The 13,032-nt window shown below is 63.6% G+C and carries 10 protein-coding genes, 3 tRNA genes and 1 pseudogene; 5 read left to right on the top strand and 9 right to left on the bottom strand.

Translation table 11 applies throughout. The features are described 5' to 3' along the window. Window positions 1–2: 2 nt before the first annotated feature. The 4 genes and pseudogenes from folE to LN139_RS14530 form a co-directional block, all read right to left on the bottom strand. On the bottom strand, window positions 3–548 hold the full coding sequence (gene folE / locus LN139_RS14545; protein ID WP_236354581.1) for a GTP cyclohydrolase I FolE: 546 nt from the start codon (window positions 546–548) through the stop codon (window positions 3–5). 105 nt (window positions 549–653) lie between these two features. Further along, window positions 654–1,212, bottom strand: a pseudogene (locus LN139_RS14540) (Smr/MutS family protein). A 46-nt stretch (window positions 1,213–1,258) separates the two neighbouring features. Continuing rightward, window positions 1,259–1,585 (bottom strand): hypothetical protein, encoded by a 327-nt coding sequence (locus LN139_RS14535; RefSeq protein ID WP_236354580.1) that lies wholly within the window; start codon window positions 1,583–1,585, stop codon window positions 1,259–1,261. A 112-nt stretch (window positions 1,586–1,697) separates the two neighbouring features. Continuing rightward, a complete protein-coding gene (locus LN139_RS14530) occupies window positions 1,698–2,288 on the bottom strand; it encodes a cysteine hydrolase family protein (RefSeq protein WP_236354576.1) in 591 nt (196 codons plus the stop codon). 112 nt (window positions 2,289–2,400) lie between these two features. On the opposite strand from LN139_RS14530, the gene prmB reads away from it, so the two are divergent. Both prmB and LN139_RS14520 read left to right on the top strand, forming a co-directional pair. Next, entirely contained in the window at window positions 2,401–3,318 is a 918-nt protein-coding gene (gene prmB, locus LN139_RS14525; RefSeq protein ID WP_236354575.1) for a 50S ribosomal protein L3 N(5)-glutamine methyltransferase, read from the top strand. A gap of 269 nt (window positions 3,319–3,587) precedes the next feature. Beyond that, window positions 3,588–5,150, top strand: coding sequence for an inorganic phosphate transporter (locus LN139_RS14520; RefSeq protein WP_236360426.1), 1,563 nt, complete (start codon window positions 3,588–3,590; stop codon window positions 5,148–5,150). Window positions 5,151–5,179: 29 nt separating this feature from the next. Here LN139_RS14520 and LN139_RS14515 read toward each other — a convergent pair whose 3' ends face one another. The 3 genes from LN139_RS14515 to folD form a co-directional block, all read right to left on the bottom strand. Then, window positions 5,180–5,602: a hypothetical protein gene (locus tag LN139_RS14515; RefSeq protein WP_236354568.1), complete on the bottom strand. Its 423-nt coding sequence runs from the start codon at window positions 5,600–5,602 to the stop codon at window positions 5,180–5,182. A gap of 35 nt (window positions 5,603–5,637) precedes the next feature. Next, window positions 5,638–8,394: an ATP-binding protein gene (locus LN139_RS14510; protein ID WP_236354566.1), complete on the bottom strand. Its 2,757-nt coding sequence runs from the start codon at window positions 8,392–8,394 to the stop codon at window positions 5,638–5,640. A gap of 79 nt (window positions 8,395–8,473) precedes the next feature. Beyond that, on the bottom strand, window positions 8,474–9,328 hold the full coding sequence (gene folD / locus LN139_RS14505) for a bifunctional methylenetetrahydrofolate dehydrogenase/methenyltetrahydrofolate cyclohydrolase FolD (protein ID WP_236354563.1): 855 nt from the start codon (window positions 9,326–9,328) through the stop codon (window positions 8,474–8,476). Window positions 9,329–9,600: 272 nt separating this feature from the next. Between folD and LN139_RS14500 the strand changes: the two genes are divergently transcribed. The 3 genes from LN139_RS14500 to LN139_RS14490 all read left to right on the top strand — a co-directional run bounded on the left by LN139_RS14500 (window position 9,601) and on the right by LN139_RS14490 (window position 9,932). Next, window positions 9,601–9,677: transfer RNA gene (locus LN139_RS14500), tRNA-Arg, on the top strand. A gap of 36 nt (window positions 9,678–9,713) precedes the next feature. Continuing rightward, window positions 9,714–9,789 (top strand) — tRNA-His (locus LN139_RS14495). Between the two features lie 58 nt (window positions 9,790–9,847). Beyond that, window positions 9,848–9,932 (top strand) — tRNA-Leu (locus tag LN139_RS14490). 265 nt (window positions 9,933–10,197) lie between these two features. On the opposite strand, the gene LN139_RS14485 is transcribed toward LN139_RS14490, so the two are convergent. Together LN139_RS14485 and LN139_RS14480 are read right to left on the bottom strand one after the other, a co-directional pair. Continuing rightward, window positions 10,198–12,357 (bottom strand): ATP-binding protein, encoded by a 2,160-nt coding sequence (locus LN139_RS14485; protein ID WP_236354562.1) that lies wholly within the window; start codon window positions 12,355–12,357, stop codon window positions 10,198–10,200. Beyond that, window positions 12,354–13,019, bottom strand: coding sequence for a biliverdin-producing heme oxygenase (locus LN139_RS14480; RefSeq protein ID WP_329610959.1), 666 nt, complete (start codon window positions 13,017–13,019; stop codon window positions 12,354–12,356). The genes LN139_RS14485 and LN139_RS14480 overlap by 4 nt, the downstream gene beginning before the upstream one ends. Between the last annotated feature and the right edge of the window lie 13 nt (window positions 13,020–13,032).

Here is a 13,032-nt window from a genome sequence, read left to right as displayed (position 1 = left end):
GGTCACTTGATCAGGCTGAGGAACTCGCTGCGGGTAGAGGCATTGTCGCGGAACTCGCCGAGCATCACCGAGGTGATCATCGAGCTGTTCTGCTTCTCGACGCCGCGCATCATCATGCACATGTGCTGCGCCTCGATCACCACGGCCACGCCCAGAGCGCCGGTCACCGACTGCACTGCTTCGGCGATCTGGCGGCTCAGGTTTTCCTGGATCTGCAGGCGCCGGGCATACATATCGACGATGCGCGCAACCTTGGACAGGCCCAGCACCTTGCCTGAAGGGATGTAGGCCACATGGGCCTTGCCAATGAACGGCAGCATGTGGTGCTCGCACATCGAGTACAGCTCGATGTTCTTGACCATGACCATTTCGCTGCTATCGGAGCTGAACAACGCCCCGTTGGTGACTTCTTCCAGCGTTTGCTCATAGCCGCGGCACAGATAGCGCATTGCCTTGGCGGCGCGCTTGGGGGTGTCGAGCAGGCCTTCACGGGTCACGTCCTCGCCGATCTGGCCGAGAATCGCGGTGTATTGCTGTTCCAGGGACATGGATCTACCTGTAGGTGTTATCGCAGGCGCACAGGGTAAGGCCGCGCCTTGCCGTGGGCAAGTGCGGCTGCAAGTGCGGCTGCAAGTGCGGCCATCGTGAGGGGTTTATTCGTCGCGCCCTTCGAGCATCGTGCGCTTGAGCACCACATACAGCGCACCGGTGCCGCCGTGCTTGGCAAGGCAGGACGTGAAGCCCAGCACCTGAGGGTGCTGGCGCAGCCAGGTGTTGACATGACTCTTGATCATCGGGCGTTTGCCGTCCAGGCGTGCCGCCTTGCCATGGGTTACCCGAACGCAGCGTATTTCGTACTTGGCTGCCTCGGCGAGGAATGCCCAAAGCGTTTCCCGGGCCTTCTCCACATTCATGCCATGCAGATCGAGGCTGCCCTCGAAACTCACCTGGCCGGCCTTGACCTTGCGCATCTGGCTGTCTTGCACGCCATCGCGGGCCCAGTACAGCTCGTCTTCGGCGCCCACGTCGATGACGAACTGATCGAGAGAGCCCGTCGACCGTGGTGGTGCCGGTGCGCACCGTAGCGGCCTGGCGCAGGGCTTCGAGCCTCTGCCGGTCGGCTTTGGGTTTTCCCACCTCGGCACGTTCGTGCTTGTGGGGTTTGACCCCCTGCATCTGGCTCTTGAACAGGGAAAAATCGTCGTCTTGCATCTTCGGCCTCCACGCAAGTGGGGCAGTTTACGTGAGCGGCCTTGAGTCAGTCGTGTTTTTTCATCAGGCCCGGAGCCATCTCCAGGTCGCTGCGGCTGCGGCGCAGGCGCCGGCGGCTGCGGCGCCACAAGGCGATGCCCAGGTAGAGCAGTACCAGGCCGATCACCAGCATGGTGATGCCGCCACCGGTTGTGGTGTCCAGGCTTTGCAGGGCAGGAGGGTTGCCAAGCAGATTGGCCGCGCCGGCCAGGCTGAGCAGGATGCCGAGGGTCGCCAGCAGTGCTGCGAAGGCTGCGCCGATGCGCGTACGCCAGTGCCGGGGACCGCGGGGGCGAAGACGGCGAGCGTCAAAACCGTCGTCGGATAGCTTCATTCTGTCGTCCGATTCTCATGGATAGATATCGGCGGTTCGACCCGGGTTGGCGCTCGAGGTTCCGATCTGGCGTGCAATTGCATGGTTCTGGGTAGGCCGGGCGGATAGGCGGTCAGATGACGTCGGCGGTCATGGCTACTGCAGCGAAGTTGTCAGCCATGGTTGCCATGCCGACCTGCTTGACCTGTTCAGCGCTCAGCACGCCGCCTTTGTAGGGAAGGTTGCGGGTGGCGCAGGCGTCTTCCACCAGCGTGCAGCGGTAGCCGTAGTCCTTGGATGCACGCACCGTGGTGCTGATGCTCGAGTGGGTCATGAAGCCGCAGACGATCAGGTCGACGCCACCCAGGCTTTGCAGCACATCGTGCAGGCCAGTGTTGTTGAAGGCGTTGGGCATGCGCTTTTCGATGATCCGCTCACCCTCGAGCGGGGCGGCTTTTTCGATGAACTCGCCACGCTCGCCCTGGGGGTCGAACAGCCCGCCCACGGTGCCTAGATGCTTGACGTGGACGATGGGGCGGTTGGCAGCGCGCGCAGCCTGGAGCAGCTGCGCGATGTGTTCGACGGCGTCTTCAATGCCAGAGAGTTGCAGAGGGCCGCTGAGGTACTCCTTCTGCGCGTCTATGATCAGCAGGGTGGCATTGCTCAGCGTGAACGGCGAATGGCCGCGGCCGCTGAGTTGAAACATCGTCTTCACATCGGACATCGAGTGCTCCTTGGCAGGGGGCTTTTGCCGCATTGTCCCACTGCCGGGGCCTTCCTGTGAATCTCAAAGATGAAAAGGTAGACTGTGCCGCTGTATTTTCTGGAGTAGCGCCGTGATCCATTCCCGCCTGCGTACCCTGCGCGACCATATCCGCTGGGCTGTCACCCGTTTTCATGCCGAGGAGGTTTTCTTCGGCCATGGCACCGACAACGCCTGGGACGAGGCGCGCCAACTGGTGCTGGGCGCCCTGCACCTGCCTTGGGAGATCGCCGACGCCTACCTTGACTGCGCGCTGGAAGAGGATGAGGTCGGCCGTGTGCAGCATCTGTTGCGCCGCCGCATCAAGGACCGCATTCCCACCGCCTACCTGCTGGGGGAGGCCTGGTTCTGCGGGCTTTCGTTCATCGTCGATGAGCGTGTGCTGGTGCCGCGCTCACCGATCGCCGAACTGATCCAGGCACGCTTCTCGCCCTGGCTGCCGGCCGACCCTGCCCGGGTGCTCGACCTGTGCACCGGCTCGGGCTGCATCGGTATCGCCTGCGCCGAAGCCTTCCCCGACGCCGAGGTGGTGTTGGCCGACCTGTCGTTCGATGCATTGGAAGTCGCCAATCAGAACATCGAGCGGCATGGGCTGGATGAGCGCGTCTACACCGTCCAGGGTGATGGTTTCGAGGGCTTGCCGGCGCAGCGCTTCGACCTGATCGTGTGCAACCCGCCGTATGTCGACGCCGAGGATTTCGCCGACATGCCTGCCGAGTACCACCATGAGCCGGCAATGGGCCTGGCCTGTGGCGACGACGGCCTGGACCTGGTCCGGCGCCTGCTGGCCGAGGCAGCCGATCACCTCAACGACCGCGGCTTGCTGATCGTCGAGGTGGGCAACAGCCAGGTGCACGTGGAGGCGCTGTACCCGGATGTCGACTTCTTCTGGCTGGCATTCGAGCAGGGCGGCCATGGCGTGTTCATGCTCAGCGCCGAACAGTGCCGCGGCCACCAGGCGCTGTTCCAGAGCCGCCTGGCCCGAGCGTGATTGTGTAAGTGAGGTTGCCTGCCCCCCTGGATGGCGGCAGTGGGGGGAGGCTGGGCGCCTGCGTAGTGGGGCCAGCGCCAGTAAAACGTCAGTTCCAAGGCGCCTCGTCAGAATAATTCAAAATGTTGCCGCGGCCGCTGCGCTCGTCGCACAACCGTCATATTCGGCTCCCAGTATCCGAAGCATCTCCCTTGCCCACGGATGCTCTCGTGAATACACACTCCGCTGCACACGCCTCTGCACACGCCTCTGCGGTCACTCGGCCGCACATGGACCACGGCATGAGCCGGCGCACCAGCCTGCTCTTCGTCGCGCTGCTGATCATCGGCCTGGTGGTCACCGCATGGGGCATCTTCAGCGATGTCGACCAATCCGGCAGTGTTGCGCATACCTGGCTGCCTTTCGGGTTGCTGGGTGTGGCACTGTTGATCGCCCTGGGGTTCGAGTTCGTGAACGGCTTCCGCGATACGGCCAACGCCGTGGCGACGGTGATCTATACCCATTCGCTGCCGGCCAACGTAGCGGTGGTGTGGTCGGGGTTCTGCAACTTCGCCGGTGTCATGCTCTCCAGCGGAGCGGTCGCGTTCAGTGTGGTGGCCTTGCTGCCGGTAGACATGATTTTGCAGGTCGGCACCCAGGACGGCTTCATCATGGTCTTCGCCCTGCTGATCGCGGCCATCCTGTGGAACCTGGGTACCTGGTACCTGGGTTTGCCGGCGTCGTCCTCTCACACCCTGATCGGCTCCATCATGGGCGTGGGCATTGCCAGTGCGCTGCTCAGTGGCCGCTCGGGCATGGAGGGCCTTGACTGGAGCCAGGTGCTGAAGGTCGGCTACGCGCTGCTGCTTTCGCCCTTGGTCGGGTTCTTCTGCGCGGCGATGCTGTTGCTGGCCATGCGCGTGCTGATCAAGCGCCGTGAGCTCTATCGCGAACCTACGGGCAACCATCCGCCGCCCGCCTGGGTGCGCGGCTTGCTGATCCTGACCTGCAGCGGTGTGTCGTTCGCCCACGGCTCCAACGACGGGCAGAAGGGCATGGGCCTGATCATGCTGATCCTGGTCGGCACCTTCCTCATGGCCTACGCGCTCAACCGCGCGGTGCCCGCCACCCAGACCACCCAGTTCGTGGCCATGGCGCAGGTGACCCGCGACAGCCTGGCCCAGGCCAGCCTCAACGCGCCCGTTCCGGCCAACGCCAACCAGGTGCTGCTCGACTACCTGCACAAGAAGGAAGCACCGGCAAACCTGCTGCCCGCGTTGGTCGGCGTGACCGACAGCATCGCCAGCCAGGTCAAGAACTACGGCACCCTGAACAACGTGCCCGCGCAGGCGATGCCTAACGTGCGCAACGACATGTTCCTGGCGTCCGAAAGCCTCAAGCTGATGAAAAAACAGGAGCTCGACGCCGGCTGGCCACAGGACACGCGCAAGAACGTGGAGGCGTTCACCCAGCAGATCACCGAGGCTACGCGGTTCATTCCGTTCTGGGTGAAGGTGGTCGTCGCCATTGCCCTGGGCCTGGGCACCTTGGTCGGCTGGAAGCGCATCGTGGTTACAGTCGGCGAACGCATCGGCAAGACCCACCTGACCTACGCTCAGGGTGCCAGCGCCGAGCTGGTGGCAATGGGCACCATCGGTGCGGCCGATGCCTTCGGGCTGCCGGTGTCTACCACTCACGTGTTGTCGTCAGGCGTGGCCGGCACCATGGCCGCCAACGGCAGCGGCCTGCAGTGGGCAACGGTGCGCAACCTGGCGCTGGCCTGGGTGTTCACCTTGCCCGCCTCGATGCTGCTGGCGGGCGGGCTGTTCTTTCTGTTCCACGCGATCTTTTGAGCTGAGCGCTCGGGCCTGGCGCTGCCTGGTCAGCAGGACGGGCAGAAATGCTTGCCGCTTTCGCTGCGCCAGCCCAGCTCTGCAATCCGTGCCTCGGCCGCCGGCGCCTTGCCGGCTTCTCCCAGGCTCGCATCAGCCGCAAACTCGAATGAAAGCGGCTTGTTGCACTGGTCGCAGTGCACTTCCCAGGTGTAAATCCCCAGCTCCTTGAATGCCGGGCCCGAGGCCACGGCAGTCCATTGGCCGACCGGGTTGATCAGGTGGCGGACCTTTTCCACGCTCAGGCGCATGAACAGCTCACGGCTGCCCTTGAGGGTGACCAGCAACACATCGTCGGCGCGCACCGCGCCGCCGTTACCGGTGACCTGATAGCGCCCGGGGGAGAGTGCGCGGCATTCGATCAGGGTGTGTTGCGGCGTGAGCAGGCTGTAGCGGAAATCGTGTTCGACCATGGTGGGCTCCGGAAAAAGGCGCGCATCCTATCACGTCAGGCGTTGACCCGCGCCTGCTCCGCCAGGCGGCGAATGGCCTGGTCGAGTTCTTCCAGTGCCGCTTCGGCGGCCGGGCTCTGTTGCTTGAGCAGAGTCTCGGTGCGCTGGCAGGCGCCACGAAGCTGGGGCACGCCGCAATAGCGCGTGGCACCGTGCAGCCTGTGCACACGCTCGATGAGCGCCTCCTCGTCACGATCGTCGTGGGCCAGGCGAATTGCCTGGCGGTCATCGTCGAGCCCGGCCAGCAGCATGGCGAGCATGTCAGCGGCAAGGTCAGCCTTCCCGGCGGCCAGGCGCAAGCCCTCTTCATGATCCAGCACCAACTCGTCGCCACCGCTTGCGCGCGGGCTGTCGGGGCGGGGCAGGTTGGCCAGGTGCAAGTCCAGGCCTGTCCATTTGTGCACGGTCTGGGCCAGCTGCCGTTCGCTGATGGGCTTGGTCAGGTAGTCATCCATGCCGCTGTGCAGCAGCGCGCGTTTTTCGTTGGCCATCGCATGGGCGGTGAGCGCCACGATAGGCATCGCTGCACGGCCCTGTTCGGCTTCCCACTGGCGAATCAGTTCGGTGGTCTGGCGCCCGTCGAGGCCGGGCATCTGCACGTCCATCAGCACCAGGTCGAAGGTTTGCTGGCGTACCTGTGCCACTGCCGCCTCGCCGTTATCCAGTGCCGTGACGTCCGCGCCCATGTCCTGCAGCAGCGTTTGCACCAACAGCAGGTTGGCCGGGTTGTCGTCGACGCAGAGGATGCGAGCGCTGCGCTCCGGATGAGGCATCGCCGCACTGGCGCTGCCCCCTGCGCGGGCGCCGAACAGTTCGCTCAAGGTGCGGCGCAGGGCGCGGTTGCAGGGAGGCTTGGGATGAAGTTGCTGATGTGGGTCTGGCATCACAGCCTGAAACTGCGCCACTTCGTTGGTAGGGCACAGCACCAGGGGCTGGCAGCCATGGGCCGACAGTTCGCGCACATAGGCGCGCAGGCGTTCGGGCTCCAGTTGCGCACGGCTCACGCCAAGCACTGCCACGTCATAAGGCTGGCCGGCATCGTGCGCAGCGGCGACGCTGTCGGCCATGCGCTCAAGGCTCAGGAACGAGGTGGCCTGCAGCCCGCAGTCTTCCAACTGATGCTCCAGCGCCTGGCGGGCCAGGTCGTGTCGCTCGAACACTGCCGCGCGGCGCCCGGCCAGTGAGCGCGGCGGCAAATCTTCGATGTCATCGCTGGCCTTGGGCAGCGGCACGCTGAACCAGAAGGTCGAGCCTTCACCCGGCGTGCTGTCGACGCCAATCTCGCCACCCATCTGCTCCACCAGCCGTTTGGAAATCACCAGGCCCAGGCCGGTACCCCCAGGTTGGCGGGACAGCGAATTGTCGGCCTGGCTGAAGGCCTGGAACAGCGCCTGGATATCCTGTGCGGACAGGCCGACGCCGGTGTCCTGCACACTGATGCGCAATTGCGCGGTCTGCTCGTCGTCGTCCTCGATCATCGCCCGGGCAACGATAGTGCCCTCGCGGGTGAACTTGATAGCGTTGCTGACCAGGTTGGTGAGAATCTGCTTGAGCCGCAGCGGGTCGCCCATCAGCGCCAGTGGGGTATCGCGGTAGATCAGGCTGACCAGCTCCAGGCTTTTGGCGTGGGCTGCCGGTGCAAGGATGGTGAGGGTATCCTGAAGCAGGTCGCGCAGGTTGAACGGTGTGCTCTCCAGCACCAGCTTGCCCGCTTCGATCTTCGAAAAATCGAGGATCTCGTTGATGATGCTGAGCAGGCTGTCTGCCGATTTTTCGATAGTGCCGAGATAATCGAGCTGGCGCGGGGTGAGTTCGCTGCGTTGCAATAAATGAGTGAAACCCAGGATGCCATTGAGTGGCGTGCGGATTTCGTGGCTCATGTTGGCCAGGAATTCGGACTTGATGCGGCTGGCTTCCAGGGCTTCGCGCCGGGCCATGTCCAGCTCGATGTTCTGGATCTCGATGGTTTCAAGGTTCTGGCGTACGTCTTCGGTCGCCTGGTCGACGCTGTGCTGCAGCTCTTCATTGGCGGTGCGCAGCGAGTCGGCCATGCGATTGATACCGCGGGCCAGCTCGTCGAGCTCCTGGCTGCCCATGGGTTCAAGGCGGGTGTCGAACTTGCCATCCTGGATTTGCGCCACGGCGTCCTTGATGCGGCTCAAGGGGTGGGCAATGGAACGGGCGATCTGCAGCGCTGCGAAGAGAATCAACAGCAGGCCGCCGCCGATCAGCAGGGTGCTGGCGAAGAACATCCGGTAACCGCGCAGCAGCATGCTGGTGTGGGAAACCTCCACCTCTACATAGCCCAGCAATTGATCCTGTTCACCGGCTGCAGGTGCACCAGCGAGTTCACGATGGTGAGTGAGCACCGGTTGCAGGTAGCGGGTGGCGTCGTTGCCACTCAGTTGCAGCAAGCGCAGGGGGCTGCCGGTGGGGGCGGGGTTGAGCATGCTCGGCCCGGCATGGGCCAGCAGGGTGTGGTCTGCATCCAGGAACGAGACGCTGCGCACATCGGCCTGTTCCAGCGCCTGTGCAGCGATACGGTCGAGGAGCTTGTTGTCCTGGCCGACCAGGCCGCGCGACACCAGTGGCGCAAGCTGCTCGCACACCAGCTCACCACGGCGCAACAGCTCGGCGCGCAGTTCGTTCTGTTGCACCCAGGTGAACCAGCCGCCCAGCACCACGGCCATGCCGCAGGCTGGCGCCATTGCCAACAGAATGACCCTGCCGCGGATTCCCAGTTTTCTCAGCACGCCGGTTTCCCCTGGCAACGGCTACAGTGCCGCGAATGTATCACTTTGTGTGCCGTGCCGGGTGCTGGTATGGCGAGCCCTAGCCGTGCAGCTCTTCGGCAGCGTAGAGCGTGTTTTCCAGCAGGCAGGCGCGGGTCATCGGGCCGACCCCTCCGGGTACCGGGGTGATCCAGCCGGCGCGAGGCAGAGCGGTGTCATACACCACATCGCCCACCAGGCGGCCGTCGGCCTGGCGGTTGATACCCACGTCGATCACGATCGCGCCGGGCTTGATCCACTCGCCCTTGACCAGCCCGGGCTTGCCGGCAGCGACCACGACGAGGTCGGCACGGCCCACGTGGGCAGCCAGGTCCTGGGTGAAGCGGTGGGTGACGGTCACGGTGCAGCCGGCCAGCAGCAGCTCCATGGCCATCGGCCGGCCTACGATATTGGACGCGCCTACCACTACCGCGTCCATGCCGTACAGATCCTGGCCGGTGCTTTGCAACAAGGTCATGATGCCCTTGGGGGTGCAGGGGCGCAGCAGTGGAATGCGCTGGGCCAGGCGGCCTACGTTGTAAGGGTGGAAGCCGTCGACGTCTTTGTCGGGCTGGATGCGTTCGAGCAGGCGCGAAGCGTCCAGGTGGCCTGGCAATGGCAGTTGCAACAGGATGCCGTCGACTTCAGCGTCGGCATTGAGGCGATCGATCAATGCCTCAAGCTCAGCCTGGGACGTGCTGGCTGGCAGGTCATAGGCATCGGAGCGAAAGCCCACTTCCTGGCAATCCTTGCGCTTGTGGGAAACATAGACCTGGGAAGCAGGATCGGTGCCCACCAGAATAACTGCAAGGCCTGGCAGGCGCAGGCCTTGCTGGCGGCGCTCGGCGACGCGCTGGGCGATCTGCTGGCGGATGCCGGCGGCGATTGCCTTGCCGTCGATAAGTTGTGCTGTCATGACGCGTTGGTAACCATCGCAGGGGTGAGGAACAGAGCCCGCTATTCTCGCACGGCAAGGGCGTCGCTCAAAGGCGTCTGCACAGGCGAAATCGCTAACCCCTTTAAAAATCGAGTTTTTTTATACAAAGGTGTTGACGAGGTTCGGGGCCATCTATAAGATTCGTCGCACTTGTCGGGCAGGGCCCAGCGCCTGGTACAGGCGAACAGCAAAAGCATTGATTTAAAATGTTTTTCTAGGTCCCGATTCGGCTTGAACCGAGTCGAGCATAAGCGCCCGTAGCTCAGCTGGATAGAGCATCCGCCTTCTAAGCGGATGGTCGCAGGTTCGAGTCCTGCCGGGTGCGCCATTCTTGGCAGCTTTGGCAAGCAAGTGAAGCAATATGGTGGGCGTAGCTCAGTTGGTAGAGCACAGGATTGTGACTCCTGTTGTCGTGGGTTCGATCCCCATCGTCCACCCCATATTTCGAAAAGGCGCCTGATGAACAATCCGGCGCCTTTGCTTTAAGATGACGTCTCTGCGGACGTGGTGAAATTGGTAGACACACTGGATTTAGGTTCCAGCGGCGCAAGCTGTAAGAGTTCGAGTCTCTTCGTCCGCACCATATACGGTCTCACCGGTACCCGGGAGCGCCACGAAACGCTGAAAAAACCCGCCTAGTGCGGGTTTTTCGTTTTTGCCGTTTCCATCGTTGATTCCAGACGTTGCGCGCCCGCCTCCCTCAGGCAACCATCCCTGCCACCGGCAGCACTACAATCATCGCAATCATCACCCACCCCATCACTTGTTTCATCGCCATACCTCCCGAATACCTGCGCGGATATATCAAACGATATCGGCGCAGGCGTCATGGCCTTGAGCGAGGCGGCTCAGGTGCAGCTGGGTATGATCACGTTGAAAGTCACCGCGCCGTCCTGTTGGCTGACGGTGATCTGCCCGCTGTGCGCGGCTGCGATCGCCTGGGAGATGTAGAGGCCGATGCCCAGGCCGTTGCGGTTGCGGCTGGCAGCCTGGCTTTGTTGCTTGAACGGCTGGAACAACGTCGCCAGGCGGTCGGCAGGGATCTCCGGGGCGGCGTTGGTCACTGCCAGGGAGGTTTGCCCGCCCAGTTGGTTTAGTGCCATGCGCACCGGTTCGCCGGGCAGGCCGTGGTAGCGAGCATTGCCGAGCAGGTTGGTGATGATCTGCGCGTAGCGATCGGGGTCGAGGTTGGCGGTGAGCTCAGGAGGTATATGCGCGTCGATTTCCATGCCGGGGAACGCGACACGCGTCTCGTCCAGGATGGTTTGAGTCAGTTGCGAGATATCCACTGGTTGGCGCTCGATCATCAAGCCCATGCCCGATTGCAGGCGGCTCATTTCAAGCACCTGGCTGATCAGGCGCTCCATGCGGCCGCTGGATTGGCTGATGTGCTGGCGCAGCTGGGCATCGCGTTTCTCGCTGGAGGTCAGCATCGAGGCTGCCATCGAGATGGATTGCAGTGGGTTGCGCAGGTCGTGGCCGAGCATGGCAATCAAGTGTTGGCGCATGCGGTCGACCTCGCCAGCGCGGTTCAGGCTGAGCTCGACCAGGGCGCTGCGCAGTTCTTCGGCGATGCGCAGGTCGGTCGCGGTCCAGGCGGGCGAGCGGCCGCGTACGATCTCCTCCCAGGCCTCGAACGAGCCGCGCGGGGTGAGCCGCGGGCCGGAGGGGCCAACCTTGATGATCTTTTCCGGTTTGCCGCCCCAGCGCACGTGGTGGACTTCCTCCAGGCGCAGCCAGATCACCCAGCCGTTTTCATTGGCGTGAAAACGTACTGCCAGTACGCCGCAGTAGCGGGCATCGTCGGTGCCGAGGTCTGTATGGGGCCAGTGCTCGGTGTGGAAAATATCAAGCTCCGGCGATTGCGCCAGGTGCTCGATGATCGCTTTGCCCAGATTGTCGAAGTGGCCGCCGATGCTCTGGCTTCGGCCTCCAAGCACAATTACGGCGCCATCGCAGGGCAGTAGTTGGGCGATGTTCGGTGAGCCGGTGCCCAGCGTGGTGAGCAGGTCATCGGCATCTTGCGCAGCATGGGCCAGCTGATTGCGCAGCTCGCTGGCGTCGTGCAGTAACTGGCCGGTGTGCTGTTGCTCGAAGCGCTCCACCAGGGCGCTGCATACCTGCGAGATCACCTGGAAAGACAAGCGCACCGGGTGCGGCATGGTCTTGGGCGCCATGTGATGGCAGGCGAACAGGCCCCACAGCTTGCCGCCCACCACGATCGATACGCTCATCGAGGCGCGTACGCCCATATTGGCCAGGTACTCGCAATGAATCGGCGAGACGCTGCGCAGGTCGCAGAGGCTCAGGTCGAAAGGCTTCATGTCGAGCGGGTTGATCGCCGGGTCCAGCGCTGTGGGCTGGTAGGCCGCATCGGCAATCAGGCGCACAGGGTTCTGGATATACAAACGCCGCGCCTGCGCGGGAATATCCGAGGCCGGATAGCGTTGACCGAGGTAGCTGACCAGATCCTCGCGCCGTGATTCGGCGATCACTTCGCCCGACAGGTCCGGCCGGAAGCGGTAGGCCATGACTCGGTCATAGCCGGTCAGTGTGCGAATTTCCTCGGTCACGCGCTCAAGCAGCTCGACACTGCTGCTGCGCCGTTGCATCTGCCCGATCACCCGCTGGGCATAGAGCGCAAGCTGGTTGAACGAGGCTGTGCCGGCGGTGCGTGGTTCGAATTCGAAAAAATAAACCTGCCTGTCGACATGGCTGATGACGTCGAACACCGTGTCGTCGAGCGCGAACTCGCAGCTGTCGGTCGGTGTGCCCGCCACGGCTTCATTGAACAGTTGCAGCAGGGCAGGCCACGAGTGCAAGTCAAGCACGTGCCCGGGCGTGGCGGTGAGGCCGGTCAAGGTTTCGAAGTTGCCGCTGCGCGACAGCACAGTGCCGTTGCCGTCCAGCGCCAGCAGCGCACCATGGGGTTGAATGGCGCCTGGCAGGTGAATCGGCTCGTCCTCGCAGTTGGCCAGCGTGACGGTCGGTTCGTTCGGTGCGCTCATTGGATCACCCAGCGACGAAAGGAATCGAAAGCGGCCTGGGCTGCGCTGCTGGCTGCCTCGATATCCGCAGGCTTGGTGATCTGTTCGGCCAGTGCGGCCTGCCAGCGTTGCCAGAGCGGGCCCGTTTGTGCACCGTAACCTTGCAGCCAGTGCAGCGAGAGAGGCTTGAGCTGTTCGCGCAGGCGCTTATAAAGGAACGCACCGCCCAAGGTGGCACCTTCGCACACGTAGCTGACGCCGAATGCTTCGGCCAGTGAGGCCGGTTGCGGCGTGAAGGGGCAGTCGGCAAATTGCGCGGGATCATGGCCCGCTTCACGCAGGTCGCTGGTGATCCAGCTCGCCTTGCAGGCGCGCTCCTGCGCCTGCAGCTCATCGCGCCAGCGTGCACCTTCGCCGTAAAGCTGTGCCTCGAGGGGGCGCATCCAGCCCAGTACGCGGCCGGCATGCAGTGCATAGGCTTGTGTATCCAGCCCGGGCGCAGTCAGTGGCGAATGGCCGTCGAGTTCAGCGTGCAGCTCGCGTGTAGCGTCGCGCAGCGCAAGCAGCGCGGGGGAGGCGATGGCGGTAATAGTGGCAGTCTCTGGCTCGTGTGTGGGCGCTTGCGGGCAGGTTAGCAGTCTTTGACCGCAAGCGGGAGCGGAATGCTCGCTGGTTGCCATCATTGGCGCGCTGCCT

Source organism: Pseudomonas sp. KNUC1026, from assembly GCF_021650705.1.
Lineage (GTDB): Bacteria > Pseudomonadota > Gammaproteobacteria > Pseudomonadales > Pseudomonadaceae > Aquipseudomonas.
Note: the sequence above shows the minus strand (reverse complement) of the source record. Positions and strands in the feature narration are given on the sequence as shown.

Excerpts from the sequence above, each read along its gene's own strand:
- folE (WP_236354581.1), bottom strand. The coding sequence starts at position 548 with ATGTCCCTGGAACAGCAATACACCGCGATTCTCGGCCAGATCGGCGAG.
- LN139_RS14535 (WP_236354580.1), bottom strand. The coding sequence starts at position 1,585 with ATGAAGCTATCCGACGACGGTTTTGACGCTCGCCGTCTTCGCCCCCGC.
- LN139_RS14530 (WP_236354576.1), bottom strand. The coding sequence starts at position 2,288 with ATGTCCGATGTGAAGACGATGTTTCAACTCAGCGGCCGCGGCCATTCG.
- LN139_RS14520 (WP_236360426.1), top strand. The coding sequence starts at position 3,588 with ATGGACCACGGCATGAGCCGGCGCACCAGCCTGCTCTTCGTCGCGCTG.
- LN139_RS14515 (WP_236354568.1), bottom strand. The coding sequence starts at position 5,602 with ATGGTCGAACACGATTTCCGCTACAGCCTGCTCACGCCGCAACACACC.
- folD (WP_236354563.1), bottom strand. The coding sequence starts at position 9,328 with ATGACAGCACAACTTATCGACGGCAAGGCAATCGCCGCCGGCATCCGC.
- LN139_RS14485 (WP_236354562.1), bottom strand. The coding sequence starts at position 12,357 with ATGAGCGCACCGAACGAACCGACCGTCACGCTGGCCAACTGCGAGGAC.
- LN139_RS14480 (WP_329610959.1), bottom strand. The coding sequence starts at position 13,019 with ATGATGGCAACCAGCGAGCATTCCGCTCCCGCTTGCGGTCAAAGACTG.